The sequence below is a fragment of the Micromonospora sp. NPDC048935 genome (assembly GCF_043197875.1).
Taxonomy (GTDB): Bacteria; Actinomycetota; Actinomycetes; order Mycobacteriales; family Micromonosporaceae; genus Micromonospora.
The window spans coordinates 210,362-226,715 of sequence record NZ_JBICTZ010000011.1 but is presented as its reverse complement, the minus strand read 5'-3'; the positions used below and the strand labels follow the sequence as shown (position 1 = coordinate 226,715).

The 16,354-nt window shown below is 72.5% G+C and carries 16 protein-coding genes and 1 riboswitch; of the genes, 12 read left to right on the top strand and 4 right to left on the bottom strand.

Translation table 11 applies throughout. The features are described from left to right. Positions 1–177: 177 nt before the first annotated feature. Positions 178–804 (bottom strand): carbonic anhydrase, encoded by a 627-nt coding sequence (locus ACGFIW_RS27305; RefSeq protein ID WP_393321365.1) that lies wholly within the window; start codon positions 802–804, stop codon positions 178–180. 160 nt (positions 805–964) lie between these two features. Here ACGFIW_RS27305 and ACGFIW_RS27300 point away from each other — a divergent pair, with 160 nt between their 5' ends. The 5 genes from ACGFIW_RS27300 (at position 965) to ACGFIW_RS27280 (ending at position 7,186) form a co-directional block, all read left to right on the top strand. Further along, entirely contained in the window at positions 965–1,909 is a 945-nt protein-coding gene (locus ACGFIW_RS27300) for an alpha/beta fold hydrolase (protein ID WP_393321362.1), read from the top strand. Positions 1,910–2,017: 108 nt separating this feature from the next. Continuing rightward, the gene (locus ACGFIW_RS27295; protein WP_393321359.1) at positions 2,018–4,132 is read left to right on the top strand and encodes a HelD family protein; all 2,115 of its coding nucleotides are present in this window, start codon (positions 2,018–2,020) and stop codon (positions 4,130–4,132) included. Between the two features lie 107 nt (positions 4,133–4,239). Further along, entirely contained in the window at positions 4,240–5,157 is a 918-nt protein-coding gene (locus tag ACGFIW_RS27290) for a cation diffusion facilitator family transporter (RefSeq protein ID WP_393321356.1), read from the top strand. Positions 5,158–5,269: 112 nt separating this feature from the next. After that, positions 5,270–5,401, top strand: a riboswitch (cyclic di-AMP (ydaO/yuaA leader). Between the two features lie 5 nt (positions 5,402–5,406). After that, the gene (locus tag ACGFIW_RS27285; protein WP_393321353.1) at positions 5,407–6,477 is read left to right on the top strand and encodes a coiled-coil domain-containing protein; all 1,071 of its coding nucleotides are present in this window, start codon (positions 5,407–5,409) and stop codon (positions 6,475–6,477) included. Positions 6,478–6,679: 202 nt separating this feature from the next. Further along, positions 6,680–7,186: a hypothetical protein gene (locus tag ACGFIW_RS27280; RefSeq protein WP_393321350.1), complete on the top strand. Its 507-nt coding sequence runs from the start codon at positions 6,680–6,682 to the stop codon at positions 7,184–7,186. 164 nt (positions 7,187–7,350) lie between these two features. Here ACGFIW_RS27280 and ACGFIW_RS27275 read toward each other — a convergent pair whose 3' ends face one another. Further along, positions 7,351–7,818, bottom strand: coding sequence for an SRPBCC family protein (locus tag ACGFIW_RS27275; protein WP_393321348.1), 468 nt, complete (start codon positions 7,816–7,818; stop codon positions 7,351–7,353). A 181-nt stretch (positions 7,819–7,999) separates the two neighbouring features. Between ACGFIW_RS27275 and ACGFIW_RS27270 the strand changes: the two genes are divergently transcribed. Together ACGFIW_RS27270 and surE are read left to right on the top strand one after the other, a co-directional pair. Next, entirely contained in the window at positions 8,000–8,962 is a 963-nt protein-coding gene (locus ACGFIW_RS27270) for a PfkB family carbohydrate kinase (RefSeq protein ID WP_393321543.1), read from the top strand. Continuing rightward, positions 8,959–9,786 (top strand): 5'/3'-nucleotidase SurE, encoded by an 828-nt coding sequence (gene surE, locus ACGFIW_RS27265; RefSeq protein WP_393321345.1) that lies wholly within the window; start codon positions 8,959–8,961, stop codon positions 9,784–9,786. Before ACGFIW_RS27270 ends, surE begins: the two co-directional genes overlap by 4 nt. Before the next feature lie 16 nt (positions 9,787–9,802). Here surE and ACGFIW_RS27260 read toward each other — a convergent pair whose 3' ends face one another. Next, positions 9,803–10,165: an STAS domain-containing protein gene (locus ACGFIW_RS27260; RefSeq protein WP_030330302.1), complete on the bottom strand. Its 363-nt coding sequence runs from the start codon at positions 10,163–10,165 to the stop codon at positions 9,803–9,805. A gap of 386 nt (positions 10,166–10,551) precedes the next feature. On the opposite strand from ACGFIW_RS27260, the gene ACGFIW_RS27255 reads away from it, so the two are divergent. Together ACGFIW_RS27255 and ACGFIW_RS27250 are read left to right on the top strand one after the other, a co-directional pair. Continuing rightward, positions 10,552–10,695 carry a hypothetical protein gene (locus tag ACGFIW_RS27255; protein ID WP_357070700.1) on the top strand — a complete coding sequence of 48 codons (144 nt, stop codon included), beginning with the start codon at positions 10,552–10,554 and terminating at the stop codon, positions 10,693–10,695. Between the two features lie 139 nt (positions 10,696–10,834). After that, positions 10,835–11,233, top strand: a complete 399-nt coding sequence (locus tag ACGFIW_RS27250) for a hypothetical protein (protein ID WP_393321341.1) — start codon at positions 10,835–10,837, stop codon at positions 11,231–11,233. 168 nt (positions 11,234–11,401) lie between these two features. Here ACGFIW_RS27250 and ACGFIW_RS27245 read toward each other — a convergent pair whose 3' ends face one another. Further along, positions 11,402–14,110, bottom strand: coding sequence for a cellulose binding domain-containing protein (locus ACGFIW_RS27245; protein WP_393321338.1), 2,709 nt, complete (start codon positions 14,108–14,110; stop codon positions 11,402–11,404). 335 nt (positions 14,111–14,445) lie between these two features. Here ACGFIW_RS27245 and ACGFIW_RS27240 point away from each other — a divergent pair, with 335 nt between their 5' ends. From ACGFIW_RS27240 to ACGFIW_RS27230, 3 genes are all read left to right on the top strand, one after another. Then, entirely contained in the window at positions 14,446–15,132 is a 687-nt protein-coding gene (locus ACGFIW_RS27240) for a BON domain-containing protein (protein ID WP_393321335.1), read from the top strand. 178 nt (positions 15,133–15,310) lie between these two features. Continuing rightward, the gene (locus ACGFIW_RS27235; RefSeq protein WP_393321332.1) at positions 15,311–15,808 is read left to right on the top strand and encodes a redoxin domain-containing protein; all 498 of its coding nucleotides are present in this window, start codon (positions 15,311–15,313) and stop codon (positions 15,806–15,808) included. Beyond that, on the top strand, positions 15,805–16,353 hold the full coding sequence (locus ACGFIW_RS27230; protein ID WP_393321329.1) for a DsbA family protein: 549 nt from the start codon (positions 15,805–15,807) through the stop codon (positions 16,351–16,353). Before ACGFIW_RS27235 ends, ACGFIW_RS27230 begins: the two co-directional genes overlap by 4 nt. Position 16,354 lies beyond the last annotated feature (1 nt).

Here is a 16,354-nt window from a genome sequence, read left to right as displayed (position 1 = left end):
CGGCGGAAGGCCCGTCGAGCCGCCAGGCGGAAGGCCCGTCGAGCCGCCAGGCGGAAGGCCCGTCGAGCCGCCAGGCGGAAGGCCCGTCGAGCCGCCAGGCGGAAGGCCCGTCGAGCCGCCGGGCCGGGGCCCGTCGAGCGGTCGCGCGGAGGGCCCGTCGCGCGGCGTCGGGTGGGTTCAGGCCGGGTCGAGCAGGGCGACCTCGCCGGTGGCCAGGTCGTAGAGGCCACCGACCACGGCCACCCGTCCGGCGGCGACCGGCCCGGCGAGCAGGTCGTCGGCGCGCAGGGTGTCCACCGTTCGCCGGACGTGCCGACGGATCGCCAGCGGCAGCACTGCCGGGTCGTCGATCCCGACCTCGGTCACCGCCGGAGCGATCTCGTCCACCAGGTGCGCCAGCGAGCCACCGGGACGCTCCCCGGCGCGCAGCGCGTCCACGGCCGCGCCGACCGCGCCGCACCGCTCGTGACCGAGGACCAGCACCAGCGGCACGCCGAGCTGGCCGACGACGTACTCGATCGACCCGCACACCGCCCGGTCGAGCACGTGCCCACCGGTACGGATCACGCAGATCGCACCGAACGTCTGGTCGAAGATCGCCTCCAGCGGCACCCGTGAGTCGATGCAGCCGAGCACTACGGCGTATGGCTGCTGGTCGCCGGAGGCGGCGGCCGCGGCGGCCGTGACGTCGTGTCCGTGGATCGGCTGGCCGCTGACGAACCGCCGGTTACCGGCGAGCAGGTCGGCCAGCGCGGCGCGAGGAGTGCCGCCGGCCTGCCGCCCAGGCCCCGACGCCCCGCCCATGGGCGCTTCCGACGACCCCATGCCGTCCAGCTTGGCCCGCCGTCGGGCCCCACGGGCGGGGTCGGGGAATGTCGGCCGCGGCGCGATTGGCGTGGTGTCATGGCGGGTAGCCGGTTATGGGAGGGACTGGTGGGTTGCCGGGCGGCCTGGGGAGGTGGCGATGCCGGAGCGGTTCGAGGTCGGGCTGCCGGACGGCGTACGGCTCCACGTCGAGGCGACGGGGCCGACGGACGCCCAGGTCACCGCCATCCTGTTGCACGGCTGGACGTTGGACGGGCGCGCCTGGCACCGGCAGGTCGACGGGCTGACCGCGGCGTTCGGCGGGTCGGTGCGGGTGGTCACCTACGACGCGCGGGGGCACGGCCGGTCCAGTTGCATGGCGTTGCCCACGGCCACCCTGGCCCAACTCGGCGACGACCTGGCCACGGTGCTCGACACGGTGGCGCCGGTCGGGCCGGTGGTCCTGGTCGGGCACTCGATGGGCGGCATGACGATCATGGAGTACGCCCACCGCCACCCCGCGCACTTCGCCGCCCGTACGGCCGGTCTGGTCTTCGTGTCGACCACCGCCGAGGGGCACACGCACACCGTCTACGGGCTCTCGCCACGGATCGCCCGGCTGATCCGGCTGGCCGAGACGACGGGTGCCGGGGTGTTGGCCCGGTGCGGCTCCTGGCGAGCGCCCCGGGCACTGCTGAACGCGCTGCGGCCGAGCATCCGCTGGATGCTCTTCGGTGACCGCTGCGATCCCTCCGACATCCGCCTGGTGACCTCCGCGGTGGCTCGTGCCTCGCTGCGCTCGATCGGCGGGTTCCGCGCCTCCATCGGCACCCAGCACCGACTGGACACCCTCACCGCGTTGGCCCACCTGCCGGCCGCCGCCCTGGTCGGCGACCGGGACCGGTTGACCCCACCGCCGTGCGCCGAGTCGATCGCGGCGGCCCTGCCGGCCACCGAGTTGACCGTCTGCCCGGGTGCCGGGCACATGCTGATGATGGAGCGCCCGGACGAGGTCAACGCCGCCCTGACCGGTGTCCTGCGCCGGGTGCTCGCCGAACCGCCGCCCCGCGGCCGGGGGGCGACGCCCGCCGAAACGGGTGTCTGAGCGCGTTCGCGCACCTCGGGCGCGGCGGGCCAGGCCCGGGGCCGTACCCTTCTGCGGTTGGCTCGCGCGGTTTTCGCCGCCTGCCGGCGACAGTCGAAGGAGCGTGCGTTGACCGACCAGACCGGCCTGGAGCAGGAGATCGCCGTCGAGCAACGCCACCTCGACCGGGTGTACGCGCGACTCGCCGAACTGCGGCAGTCGGCGGTCCGTGCCGAGCGTGACGGCTACCGGATGGCCCGGGTGGGCACGTACGGCTCGTTGGTCGAGCGCGACGCGATGGTCTTCCACGCCGCGCAGCGGCGGCACGTCCTGGACGCCGAGTACGAGGGGCTGGTCTTCGGCCGGCTGGATCTGCGGGACCGGCAGGTGCTGCACGTCGGGCGTCTCGGCATCCGTGACGAGGACACCACCACACTTGTCGTCGACTGGCGGGCACCGGCCGCCGCCGCCTTCTACCAGGCCACTCCGGCGCAGCCGCTGGACGTGGTGCGTCGCCGCACGATCCAGTCCCGGGCCGAGCGGGTCACCCGGATCGAGGACGACCTGCTGGACCCGAACGCCGCCCCGGAGGGGATGACGGTCGTCGGCGACGGCGCGCTGCTGGCCACCCTGTCCAAGGCCACCGGCCGGGGCATGCGTGACATCGTGGCGACCATCCAGCGGGAGCAGGACGAGGCGATCCGCTCACCCGGTTCCGGGGTGACGATCGTCGCGGGCGGCCCCGGCACCGGTAAGACCGCTGTCGCCCTGCACCGGGCCGCCTTCCTGCTCTACTCCGACCGCAGCCGGTACGCGGGTGGCGGCATCCTGGTGGTCGGCCCGTCGTCGGTCTTCGTGGAGTACATCGGCTCGGTGCTGCCGTCGCTCGGTGAGGACGCCGCGACCCTGCACTCGCTGGGCACCCTGTTTCCGGGAATGAGCGCCACCCGTACCGACCCGCCCGAGGTGGCGGCGGTGAAGGGCTCGCTGCGGATGCGCCGGGTGCTGGAGCGGGCGGCCCGCGACGCGGTGCCGGGCGGCCCGGGTGAGCTGCGGCTGCTCTACCGGGGCACGTTGCTGCGGCTGGACCGGGCGGCGCTGGACCGGGTCCGCGACCGCGCGCTGCACCGGGGCGCCCGACGCAACGAGGTCCGCCGGGCCGGTTTCGACGGGATCTTCGCCGCGCTCTGGGCGCAGGCCCGTGAGGTGGGCGTTCGGCTGCCGGAGCAGCGGACCTTCGAGGCGGAGATCGCCGAGCGGTCGGAGTTCCGCGAGTTTCTCAAGGCGTGGTGGCCCCGGCTGCACCCGCGGCACGTGCTCGGCTGGCTGGCACAGCCGGACCGGCTGCGGCGGTACGCCGGTGGGATCCTCTCCGGCGCGGAGATCCGGCTGCTCACCGCCGCGTACCGGAACCTGGAGTCGGACGGGTTGACCATCGCCGACATCGCACTGCTGGACGAGCTGGACGCCCTTCTCGGCAAGCCGGTGCAGCCGGCCAAGGCCCGGCGCGACCCGTTCCAGCTCGCTGGCGGCGTCCGTGAGCTGAGCACCGCCAGCGACCGGCAGCGGGCCGCCCGCGCGGCGGCGCGGGAGCGTCCGGAGGACTACCGGGACTACGCGCACGTGGTGGTGGACGAGGCGCAGGACGTCTCACCGATGCAGTGGCGGATGGTCGGTCGGCGGGGCCGGCTGGCCTCCTGGACGGTGGTGGGTGACCCCGCGCAGACCGCGTGGACCGGCGACCCCGACGAGTTGGACCGGGCCCGGGACCAGGCGCTGGGCCGACGCAAGCGGCACGATTTCACGCTCACCACCAACTACCGCAACTCCTCGGAGATCTTCGCGGTGGCGGCGGCGGAGATCCGCCGGCTCTACCCCGACCTGCCGCTGCCGACGGCCGTGCGCTCCACCGGGGTCGATCCGGTCGAGCTGGTGGTGCCCGCGACGGGGTTGGAGACCGCGACCGTGCAGGCGGCCTCCGGCCTGCTGACCGAGGTGGAGGGCACGGTCGGGGTGATCACGCCGGTTCCCCGTCGGGACGAGGTCGCCGGTTGGCTCGCCGCGCTCGACGCGCCGCGCCTGCAGGTGGTGACCAGCCTGGAGGCCAAGGGCATGGAGTACGACGGAGTCGTGCTCGTCGCCCCGAGCGAGATCCGGGCGGATCCGGGTGCCGGGGTACGCACCCTCTACGTGGCGCTGTCCCGGGCCACGCAGCGACTCACCACCATCGACCCGACCGGCTGATCCGTGCCAGCTCGTCGGCCGGGCCAGCGGCCGGCCCAACACTTGCACACATAGCGATGTGAACATACATTTGACCGGGCCCCGGCCGGCAGCGGAAGGTGGATCTCGTGGGCGCAGGTCATGACCACCACCATGGGTCCGTCGCCAATGCCGCACAGCAGCACCGGGGCCGCCTCTGGGCGGCATTCGGGCTGCTCGCCACCCTGATGGTGGTCGAGGCGGTGGCCGCCCTGCGCACCGGCTCGCTCGCCCTGCTCTCCGACGCCGGGCACATGTTCACCGACGTGCTCGGCATCGGGATGGCGCTCGCCGCGATCACCGCGACCCGACGGGCCACCGGCGACCCACAGCGCACCTTCGGGCTCTACCGCCTCGAGGTGCTCGCCGCACTGGCCAACGCCGTCCTGCTCTCCGGCGTCGCGATCTACGTGGTGATCGCCGCGATCCGCCGCTTCGGTGCCCCACACGAGGTCGTCGCCGGCCCGATGCTCGTGGTGGCCGTGCTCGGCCTGCTCGCGAACATCGCCGCCTTCGCCCTGCTCCGCGCCGGCGCCCGGGAGAGCATCAACCTCCAGGGCGCCTATCTGGAGGTGCTCGGCGACCTGCTCGGCTCACTCGGTGTGATCGGCGCCGCACTGCTCATCGCCGTCACCGACTGGTGGTGGGCCGACCCGCTGGTCGCGGTCGCCATCGGCGCGTTCATCCTGCCGCGCACCTGGCGGCTGGCCCGCGCCGCCGTCCGCATCCTGGTGCAGGCCGCCCCGGAACACCTGCCGGTGACCGCCGTGCACGACCGGCTGGCCGCCGTACCCGGTGTGGTGGAGGTGCACGACCTGCACGTCTGGACGCTCACCTCGGGCATGGAGGTCGCCTCCGCGCACCTGACCATGGCACCCGGCGCGGAGGTCGGCGCGGTGCTGACCGCAGCGCGTACCGCCCTGCACGACGACTTCCGGATCGAACACGCGACGTTGCAGATCGAGCCCGGCGCCGCCACCGGGGCCTGTGGCTCCATCGAGTGGTAACACCCGTTTCCGTGATGACGCGCGCACCTTCCGTCACATCGGCTGCAGCAGCCCCACCGGCACCGGTAGGCTCGGTCCCGGCCTCCACCAGGCGGCGCCCTCCAGGCGCCGGTGGCGGTCGCCGCCTAATCGCCCAACCAGGCGAACCGGGGAACCACGTTCCTGGGGTGCATCCGCGTCAGCGGTAGGGATCTTCCGTCCCGAACCCGTCAGCTAACCCGGTCGGCGGCTGACGGAAGGACATGCGCAGTGGCACCAGCACGACCCCCCGCCGCCCGACTGGCGGCCCTGATCGTCGCGATGTTCGCCCTCGGCGTCGCACTCCCGGCCGGCGCCGCCTCGGCCGCTCCCCCGACCGGCCTACGGGCCGCCGCCGCACCCGACTCCGACGAGGAGGGCGGCACCCCGTCGCTGCGCGCCCAACTTGAGGCCGCCAGCAAGGGCTACCTGGACGCGAAACGCGCTCTGGACACCTCCGTGCAGCGGCAGCAACAGCTCGCCACCCAACTGAAGGGCATCGAGGTCGAGCTGGCCCAGCGCGACGGCAAGGTCGGCCAGATCGCCGGCGTGGCGTACCGCACCGGCCGGCTCGGCGCGGTGTCGGCACTGCTCAACAGCAGCAGCCCGGAGGGCTTCATGGACCGGGCCGCCGCACTGGAGGCGGTGGCCGCCAACGAGGACCGGGTGCTGCGCGACCTGCTCTCCACCAAGGACCAGGCCAACCGCACCCGGGCCGCCCTGAACGGCGAGATCACCGAACAACGCAAGCAGGTCACGGTCATGGCCAAGCGCAAGGAGCAGGCCGAACGCGCCCTCACCGTCGCCAACACACCCAAGCCGCCGCAGACCACCGCCGACACCGGCTCCAACCGGGGCACCTCCACCGCCAACGCGAAGGCGGCACCGCGCAACTCCGATGGCTCCTGGCCATCCGAGTCGTGCAGCGTCAACGACCCCACGCCCGCCAACGGCTGCATCACCCCGCGCACCCTGCACGCGCTCAACCAGGCCAAGGCTGCCGGCTTCACCCGGTACGTCTCCTGTCACCGCCCCAGCGGCTCCGGCGAACACCCGAAGGGCCGGGCCTGCGACTTCGCCGCGCAGACGAGCGGCTTCGGCGGCAACGCCACCGGCGGCGACAAGACGTACGGCAACAACCTGGCCGCGTACTTCATCCGCAACGCCGACCGGCTCGCCGTGCTGTACGTGATCTGGTACCGGCAGATCTGGCTGCCCAGCAGCGGGTGGAAGTCGTACAGCGGCGCCGGTGGCACCCCGTCCACCGACCACACCAACCACGTACACCTGTCGGTCTACTGACCCACCCGACGGCTCCCCCGGTCCGGGTCCGGGGATGATCCACTCGCGTTCGCCAACTCCGGGGTATCTCGTCGTCCCGGATACCCCGGAGTTGGCGATGTCGTGTTGAGCACGGCACCGAGCCGGGGTACGTCGCCGGGCGTACCCCGGATGTCGTCGGCGATCGGACGACCTGGCGCGGGTCGGCGGGCAGCATCGCGGTATGCGCCGGATCCCACCCACCGCCCGCAAGGGGCTCCTCACTCTGCACCTGGTCACCTCGCTCGGCTGGCTCGGTGCCGACCTGGTGCTCCTGACGCTCGGCATCGCCGTCCAGCGGGGTGCCGACCCGGCGGTTGTCTACCCGGTCACGGCGCTTGTCGGCACGGTGCTGTTCGCGCCGCTGAGCGTCCTGGTCTGGCTGGTCGGGGTCGCCAGCGCGCTGTTCACCCCGTGGGGCCTCTGGCGCTATCGCTGGGTGGTGGCCAAGCTCGTGCTCACCACGGTGATGGTCGGGCTGGTGCTGTTCCTGCTCACGCCGAATCTGCGGCACGCCGGTGCGGTGGGCGCCGCCCTCCCCGCACGGGACCGCGTCGACCTGGTGATCGCGCCCGCGGTGTCGACCAGCCTGATGATCATCGCAACGGTGCTGTCCACGTACAAGCCGTGGGGCCGCCGCCCAGCCGCGGCCGCGACCCCGAACCGAACAACGATCACGACAGCCCCTTGACCCACAACCCACCCCACCCCCGCTCCCGCTCCCGCTCCCGCGCCCGCGATCCTGCACTTACTGTCCCGACATAACGGGGCATTCCACCGGATATCGCCGACAGAAACTGCAAGATCGGCGGGGCGGGGGGCAGGGCCGGGGCGGGCTTGGGGGGTGGGGTGGGGTCAGGCGGAGAGTGGGGGGTTGTTGGTGCGGCTCAGGGCTGGGCCGAGGCGGGCGGCCAGGGCCAGGTGGGCTGCCCGTGCCTGGCGGAACGCGTACCGGAACAGTGGAGTTGGCGCGGTCAGGGTGATCTCGACGTCGATCCGGACCAGGCCGTCCGGCTCGGCGCGCAGTCGGGTGCGGTTGTGCACAGTGGTGGCGGGCCACTGCCGGGCCACCATGATGATCTCGTCGTTGCCGCTGCTCAGCACGTCCGCGTGATACGTGGTGCGGAAGCGTAGTGGGCCGGCCACCAACCTGTCGTTGATCGTGTAGCTGGCCTGGGCGCCGGGTCGGGGCGGCAGTTGACGGACCCGGACGATCAGCGGGTGCAGCTCGCCCTGTCGGGTCAGGTCACTGAGCATCGCCGCCGCCTCGGCCAGCGTGCACCGGGCCTGGACGGTGTAGCTGAAGGTATCGCTGCTGAGCACACGTCTCCCACCGTCGCTTGTCGCACGATCGTCCCGTACCGATGCGTGGCTGGCAACGCCCGACGGCCGCCGGATGCCCGGACGAACCCCGGCTGTCGCATTAAGGTCGACCGGTGGGAAATTACCTGAATAGGACGATGGGCGACATCATGCGCGGTGACGACCGGTGAGCGGGCACGTGATGGTCTTCGCGCCCACGCCGCAGCTCACGGTCACTGTGGACCAGCCGAACGACCATCCCGAGCTGCACCTGCACCCCGGCGGGCAGGGCGTCTGGCAGGCCCGGATGGTGCTGTCGCTCGGTGTCGACGTGGTGCTCTGCGCCGCCCTCGGCGGCGAGATCGGCCAGGTGCTGGAGCCACTACTGGTCAGCGAGGGCGTGGACCTCAAGGTGGTGGTCCGGGACTCCGGCAGCGGCGGGTACGTGCACGATCGCCGGGGCGGCTCGCGACAGGAGATCGCCGACGTGCCCGGGCAGCCGCTGAGCCGACACGAGCTGGACGAGTTGTACAACCTGGCCCTCGGCGAGGGCTTGCGGGCGGCGGTGAGCGTCCTCAGTGGGCCGAACGAGCCGTGGCTCGTCCCGGCCGACCTGTACCGGCGCTTCGCCGCCGACCTCGGCGCCAACGGCGGCCGGGTGGTGGTCGACCTCTCCGGCGATCACCTCGGCGCGGTGCTGGAGAGCGGCGTGTTCTTCCTCAAGGTGAGCCACGAGGAGTTGATCCGCGACGGCCGTGCCCGCAGCGACGACAGCCTGGAGCTGACCCGGGCCATGTACGAGCTGCACGCCGCCGGTGCCGAGACGGTGGTGGTGAGCCGGGCCGACCAGCCGGCGTTGGCGCTCGTCGACGGGGAACTGTTCGAGGTCGAGATGCCCCGGTTGGAGGCTGCCGACCCGCGCGGCGCGGGCGACTCGATGACCGCCGGGGTGGCCGCCGTCGTGGCCCGTGGCGGGGACATCCGGACCGCCATCCGCACCGGTGCCGCCGCCGGGGCGATGAACGTGACCCGGCACGGCCTGGGCACCGGGCGACTGGACTCGATCACCGGCCTGGTCGAGCGGGTCCGGCTGGTGCCGGCGGACAGCCGGCCCCAGGAGCGGACCACCCCGGACGAGCTGGCCGACCGGGTGGTCGAGCGATGACGCTGCGGGTCCTGATCACCAACGACGACGGGATCGCCGCGCCGGGGATCCAGGCACTGGCCCGGGCGGCGGCGCAACGGGGCCTGGACGTGGTGGTCGCCGCGCCGCTGGAGGAGGCGAGCGGCACCAGCGCCGCGATGAGCGCCGTGGAGCGGGACGGGCGGGTCGTCGTGAACGACCACCCGCTGCCGGACCTGACGGGTGTGCCGGCGTACGGGGTGGGTGGCTCCCCCGGCTTCATCACCCTGATCGCGCTGCACGGCGCGTTCGGCCCGCCGCCGTCGGTGGTGCTCTCCGGCATCAACCGGGGTGCCAACGCGGGCCGGGCCGTGCTGCACTCCGGGACGGTGGGTGCCGCGTTCACCGCCGCGATGAACGGTTGCCGGGCGATGGCGGTCTCCCTGGACGTGCTGTCCGCGGGCGAGGCGACGGCAGCCAGCGGTGGCGCGGCCGTGGACGCCGCCGCCCGGGTACGCGACGCCGAGCGGCACTGGAGCACCGCCGCGCGGGTAGCCCTGGACCTGCTGCCCCGGTTGACGTCGGCGCCGCTGGAGAGCGTGCTCAACGTCAACGCCCCGGACCTGCCGCACGGGCGGCTGCGCGGGGTGCGACGCGGCACGCTGGCCAGCTTCGGTCAGGTGCAGATGACGGTGGCCGAATCCGGCCACGGCTTCGTCCGGACGTCGCTGGAGGAGCCGGGGCAGGCCGCCCAGCCCGGCACGGACGTGGCGTTGCTGGCCGCCGGGTACGCCTCGGTGACGGCCATCCGGGCAGTCACCGAAGCGACGGATGTCGACCTGACCGGGCTGGACGACCGGCCCTGACGGTCCGGCCGGGCGCTCACGCGCCGGGCAGCACCTCGGGGGTGGCAGCGCCGGCGAAGTAGGGCTCCGGAGCACCGAACAGGCCGAGCAGGCCGGTCACCCAGAGTTGCCGGTGCACGAACCGGCTCGGCTCGGTGACCACCAGCTTGACGTCGCTGACCTCGGCCGTCTGGAAGCCGGCAACCATGGCGCTGATGCCGACGGAGTCGATGAAGGTGACAAGCCTCATGTTGAGCTCGATGCGCAGCGGCCGGCCCTTGGCCAGCACCTCCGCGATCGCCTCACGCACCTCGTACGCTGTGTCGACGTCGATCTCGCCCCGAGGGGCGATCTCCACGACTCCACCGGACAAAACCGACTTCACGATCGACAGGCTCACGCGAGCACCTCCACCCGCCCGTCCCCCGGGCGCCTCATCAGTACGCGGGCCGCGACCGAGAGTATTCCTCCGACGGCCTCGGTCGCCACCCCTCGGGATGAGCAATTCGCGGATCCGGCCGCACAAAGGCACCCATATCCGCACTTTTGAGTATCTGATTGCTCAAGACTTTTTGTTATTTGACCTCCGACGGCCGGTCGGGACCGGCGCGCCGCCGAACCAGGGTAGCGGCCCCGGCCCGACGCGCCCGACAACCGGCCCACAAGCGACGTCCGCCCGCTGCCACCGGCGTGTCGCCCGCGGCTATCAGCCCGATCCGTGCCGTCGGGTTGCCGACGGCACCTAGCATCGGGCCGGGACACCGCCCGTGACGGAGAGGATCTTCGATGATCAAACGACTTGCCGGGCTGGCCGGCGTCGGCGTGCTGCTGGCCCTCGTCCTGGCCTGCGGTTTCGGCGGCGGCGACGATGACGACGACGATGACGACGACGACTTCGCCCGCGGCGTCGCCGTGGTGGCGGTGCGCTGAGGCCGGCAGCGGGCCGGGGCCGGCCGGGTTTGCGCCCGGACGGCCCTGGGCACTGGCGGGGTAGGCGAACCGTGACGCGCTGAACAGACGCCGAGGTCCGAAGTGGCCGGCGGCTTCGGCACCCGAGGAGGTAACCACGATGTTCGGAACCAACCTGCTGGACCGCCGCAGCAAACCGGAGCGGATTGCGGACCATGCCTGGGAGCATCTGCTCTCCGCCGTCGGCTCCGCCGGAGACAGTGTGCGCGACACCGCCCGCTCGGCCCGTCGCAACAGCGGCGACCTCGCCGACGGTGCGGGTGACCTGGTCGGCTCCGCCGCCGAGGAGGCGCGACGCCGCGCCTCGCTGGCCTTCGACGCGCTCGCCGGCCGGCAGCCGGCCCTGCCCTGGACCCTGCTGATCGGCGCCGCCCTTGTCGGTGCCGCGGTTGGCTGGGCCGTCGGGTCGGCCGCGCGGGCCGCCGGCAGCCGGGATGACCGCGCGGTCGACGACGTGGAGTTCGTCGACGTGGACCGGCCCAGCTCACCGGCGGTCTGAACGACCCAACGACGCGGGGCCGCACTCGATCGAGTGCGGCCCCGCGTCGTTCGCACCTCACCGACGTCGTCGGCCGGGTGGACCGGTCCGCCGGGTGCCGGACCCCTCAGGCAGCCCGACGGACCGGTGCTCGGGTGGTGACCGGGCCGGTCGGGCCCGGATCACCGGTCAGCGGCTCACGCAGGTGATGGTGGTCGGCGGCGCGTTGCTGCCGGTCCACGAACCGAGGAAGCCGGCGGTGGTGGTGGCCCCGGCGCCGAGCGCGCCGTTCCAGCCGGTGTCGCGGACCGAGACGACGGCCCCGGACTGGGTGTGGGTCCCGCCCCAGAATTGGGTGATCTGCTGCCCGTTGGGGAAGGTCCAGCCGAGCGTCCAACCGGCGATGGGCACGGTGCCGGCATTGCGGACCACCAGCTCCGCCTGGAAGCCACCCGACCAGGAGCCGGTGACGCGATAGGTCGCCGTACACCCACTCGCCGGCGGCGGCGTCGTCGGAGGAGGCGTCGTGGGAGGCGGCGTCGTGGGAGGCGGCGTCGTGGGAGGCGGCGTGGTCGGAGGAGGCGTGGTCGGAGGCGGCCCGTCGGCCCGATCGGCGACGAGGATGCCGCGCCCGTTGGAGCCGAGGTAGACCCGACCGTAGACGCGGGGGTCGCCCGTCAACGCCTCGGCCGGGTTGCCGTACTGGTGGCTGTCGTCGTTGATGCGTACCCACGTGGTGCCGGCGTCGTCGGAGCGGTGCACGCCGGGCTGACCGTTCACCGTGCCGTACAGGAAGACGGCGGGGTTGGTGCGCCCGGGTGCCGCCTTGCCGAAGCCGACGTTGCCGGAGGCGCTGACGCCGTCCAGCTTGGTGAAGCTGGCACCGGAGTCGGTGGATCGCCACAGGCCACCGGGCCCTGCCAGCCACAACTCGCCGGAACGGCCGGGCAGCGCCTTGAACCGCACATCGGAGGCGGGCAGACCGGTCGCCGCCGTGGCGGTGAAACTCGCCCCACCGTTGGTGCTCAGGTAGACCCGTCCGCCGCTGAAGCCGTAGAACCGGTTGGGGTCGACCCGGTCGGACTCGATGGTCGCGTTGGCGGGAATGCCAGCCGAGGGTGCCCACGAGTTGCCGAAGCCCACCGAGTAGACCACCCGTTGACCGGCGTCGCCGGGCGCCCAGACGAACCGGCTGCCGTCGGCCGCGGCGGCGACAGTGCCACCGGTGTTGACCCCGGACGGTTCGGTGCCCTGGAACCAGGTGGCGCCACCGTCGGTGGAGAACGCGACATGACTGTCGCCGGGCCGGTCGGAGTCGGTGAAGCTCCCGGCCCGCACCAGCACGGCCGGCTTGCTCTCGGCATAGTCCAGGCTGGTGGTGGTCGTGAAGACCGGCTGGGTGAACAGCATGGGCGGAATGGCGGTCAGGTCGGTGTGCCGGAAGCCACCGACGTCACCGAGCGCGCTGATCAGCGGTGCGCCGCTGGGCGGGCTGACCAGGTCGAGCACCGCCGTCTCCTCCAGCCCGCGGACCATCGGTCGGATGGTGAACTGGCCACCGGTGTCCCACTTGGTGAGGTCGGTGGTGCCGTAGATGGTGGCACCGGTGCCGTACATCATCCGGTTGGAGTCGTGCGGGTCGATCTCCACCGACTCGTTCATCCAGCCGAGCTTGGGCGTCTCCTCCGGAGGCGCAGGGTTGGTGCCGAAGGTCAACCAGGGCACCGAGCTGATGTCCATGGTGTAGCGCTTGGACCGTTGCGGATAGCTGGTGAAGTCCCAGATCCGGGTCCAGCTCGCCCCGCCGTCGGTGCTGCGGAAGAAGATCGCGTCCGGCCACCAGGAGACCTGGGTGGCCACCATCAGCGTGTTGGGGTGCTGCCGGTCGATGGTCAGGCCGCTGTAGCCGAAGTAGTCGTCGGCGCTGGTGGAGGGCACCGGGCTGATCCGGGTCCAGGCTCCGGTCGACCGGGTGAACTTCCAGACGTCACCCTTGCCGCCGTCGTACGGGCCACCGGTGTCGCTGGTGGCGATGTAGAGGTGACCGCCGACCGGGTCGACGACACCCTTGTGCGCCAGGTAGCCGGTGGGCTGCCCGGGGATGCGCGCCCAGGTGACACCGCCGTCGGTGCTGCGGTAGACCGGATTCTCCTTGTCCGCCACGCCCACGTAGATCGTCTGCGTGGTGGAGCCGGCGGTGCCGGTGCTCTTGTCGAAGCTGACCCAGGTCAGGCCCTGGTTCTGCCCGTTGTAGCCGTTGGGGTCGCTGGGGTCGGCCCGGTAGTTGCCGGCGTTGGGGAACGCGGTGACCCGGGCCCAGGTCGCCCCGTAGTCGGTGCTGCGCCACAGCCCGTTGCCGCCCTCGGCGGCGTAGTAGACGATGCTGTTCCGGTTGGGGTCGACGGTCAACCGCTCGCCCATGCCCCGGCCCGGCATGTTGCCGCCGTTCTTGAACGGCAACTCGGTGACCTGCCAGGTGGCGCCCTTGTCGGTCGAGCGCAGGATCGCGCCGTTGTTCGGGTCCCAACCGTTGGTGTACATGCCGACCGCCGCGTACACCCGGTTGGTCTGCACCGGGTCGGTGGCGATGCTGACCACGCCGTTGTAACCCCAGCGGTCGGCGCCGACCCAGTCGAGCAGCGGCGTCCACGACTGGCTGGCCTGCTCCCAGCGGTACGCCCCACCGATGTCGGTGCGCGCGTAGATCAGGTTTTTCTCGGTGGGGTTGAAGACGATGCCGGGCACGAAGCCACCGCCGCCCACCGGGACGTTGCGCCAGGTGTACGCCTCCGCCGCGGTCGGGGCGGAGGCCGACCCGGCGGGGGTGAGCGGGACCGCCACGATGGCTGCGGCGGCTGCCAGCACGGTCACGACCGTGCTGGCGAGACTTCTGGGCATCTGTGGTTCCTCTCGGGAGGCAACCCCGGGGGACGGGGTTGGTCGCATGGCGACGCCGTGGCCCGGGGGACGGGCACAACGACGGGGATTGGGTGGAGCTGCCCTGGCTCCCACCACCCGACGCGACGGCTCCCGCGATCGAGGAATGCGATTACCGTAACCGAAGTGGACTCGCTTTGGAAGCGCTCCCAACCACCGCATGTGACCTGGAGCCGACCCTCCCTCACCCGGTGCGGGTGAGGACGGTTCACCCGGGGCGGCGGCAGGCTCGGACCCCGGCGGACCTCCGGCCGCAGCCGCCACCGGTCCGCCACCGACGCGGGGAGGAGGCCCAGATGGCGATCGCGGAGATCGACCGCACCGACCAGGACATCCAGACCGCCGTACTCGACGAGCTGACCTGGGAACCCAGGGTGCAGCCACACGAGATCGGTGTGACCGTGGCGGAGGGTGTGGTCACGCTTACCGGCCGGGTGGACAGCTACGCCAAGAAGTGGGCCGCCGAACGGGCCGCCCACCGGGTCGTCCGGGTCCGGGCGGTCGCCAACGACCTGACCGTGCACCTGGCCAACGACGCCGAGCGCACCGATCCCGACCTGGCCGCCGCGGCCAGCCACGCGCTGGAGTGGGACGCGTTCGTGCCCATCGAGAAGCTTCAGGTCACCGTCTCGTCCGGTTGGGTGACGCTGCACGGCGAGGTCGAGTGGGAGTACCAGCGCCGGGCGGCCGAACGGGCCGTCGGGCGGCTCACCGGCGTACGCGGGGTGAGCAACGGCGTCACCGTCCGGCCGACCGCCGCACCGGACGGCCGGAACCTGGCCGAACTGATCGTCGACGCCCTGGCCCGGGCCGGGGCGACCGAGGCCGAACGGATCAGCGTCCGGGTGCACGGCGACACGGCGGTACTCGCCGGGCTGGTGCACTCGATGCCGGAGCGCGCCGAGGTCGAGCAGGTGGCCTGGTCCGCGCCGGGCATCCGGGAGGTGCGGAACCACATCGCCGTCGCGCCGGTGCTGCGCTGAGCGGGTGCGTGCCGCGTGCGGCATTGAGCGGGCGCCGCATGCGGCATTGAGCGGGCGCGGGCACTGCCTGCTGCCCGAGCGAGCACGGGCGCGTTGGGCGCAGCGGGCGCTGGGCGCGGCGCGGAACCACCCGGGCCGGGTGAGCCGGCCTCACCCACCCCGGGCGCAGGCTGGTGGCATGAGTGATCCGAACGGGCTGATCCAACCGGGGCGCCCCGCGCCCGGTTTCACCCTGGCGGGCACCCCGAACGGGGCCCTGACCGGGCCCGAACAGTTCCGGGGCCAACCTGTCGTACTCGCCTTCTACCCCGCCGACTGGAGCCCGGTCTGCGGTGACCAGATGTCGCTCTACCAGTCGGCGGCACCCGTCTTCGCCCAGTACCGGGCGGTGGTGCTCGGCATCTCGGTGGACAGCATCTGGTCACACCGGGCGTTCGCCGAGAGCCGGGGCATCGAGTTCCCCCTGCTGGCCGACTTCGAGCCCAAGGGCGAGGTTTCCCGCCGTTACGGTGCGTACAACTCGCAGGGTGAGGCGGACCGCGCGCTCGTGGTGCTCGATCCGGCGGGGACGGTGACCTGGAGTTATCTCTCGCCGCCGGACGTCAACCCGGGCGCGGACGGCATCTTCGACGCGCTGGACCGACTCGCCGCCGATCGGAAGGTGATGGCCGGATGACCACGCCACTGCAGGTGACCGCCCGACTGCGGGACCCCGTCACCACCGAGGACCACATCCGGGGGCCGGCCGACGCGGCGGTGACAGTCGTCGAGTACGGCGACTTCCAGTGCCAGTTCTGCGGCGCGGCGTACCCGAACCTGCACGAGATGCTGCGGCAGCGGGCCGACACCGTCCGGCTGGTCTACCGCTACTTCCCGATCGCCAACGTCCACCCGTACGCGGAACGGGCCGCCGAGACGGCCGAGGCCGCCGCGGTTCGGGGCCGGTTCTGGGAGATGCACGACTGGCTCTACGAGCACCAGGACCAACTCGATCCGGTGCACCTCTCGCTCGGTGTCGAGCAGGTCGGGCTGCCGCCGGACGAGTTGAACGCCGAGGTGGAGGGCCGGGCGCACGCCGACCGGGTGCGCCGGGACTTCGTGGGTGGCATTCGCAGCGGGGTGAACGGCACGCCCACCCTGTTCGTCAACGGTGTCCGCCACGACGGCGGGTACGAGCTGCCCGACCTGCTGACGGCCGTGGACGCGGCGAGTAACGCCTGAC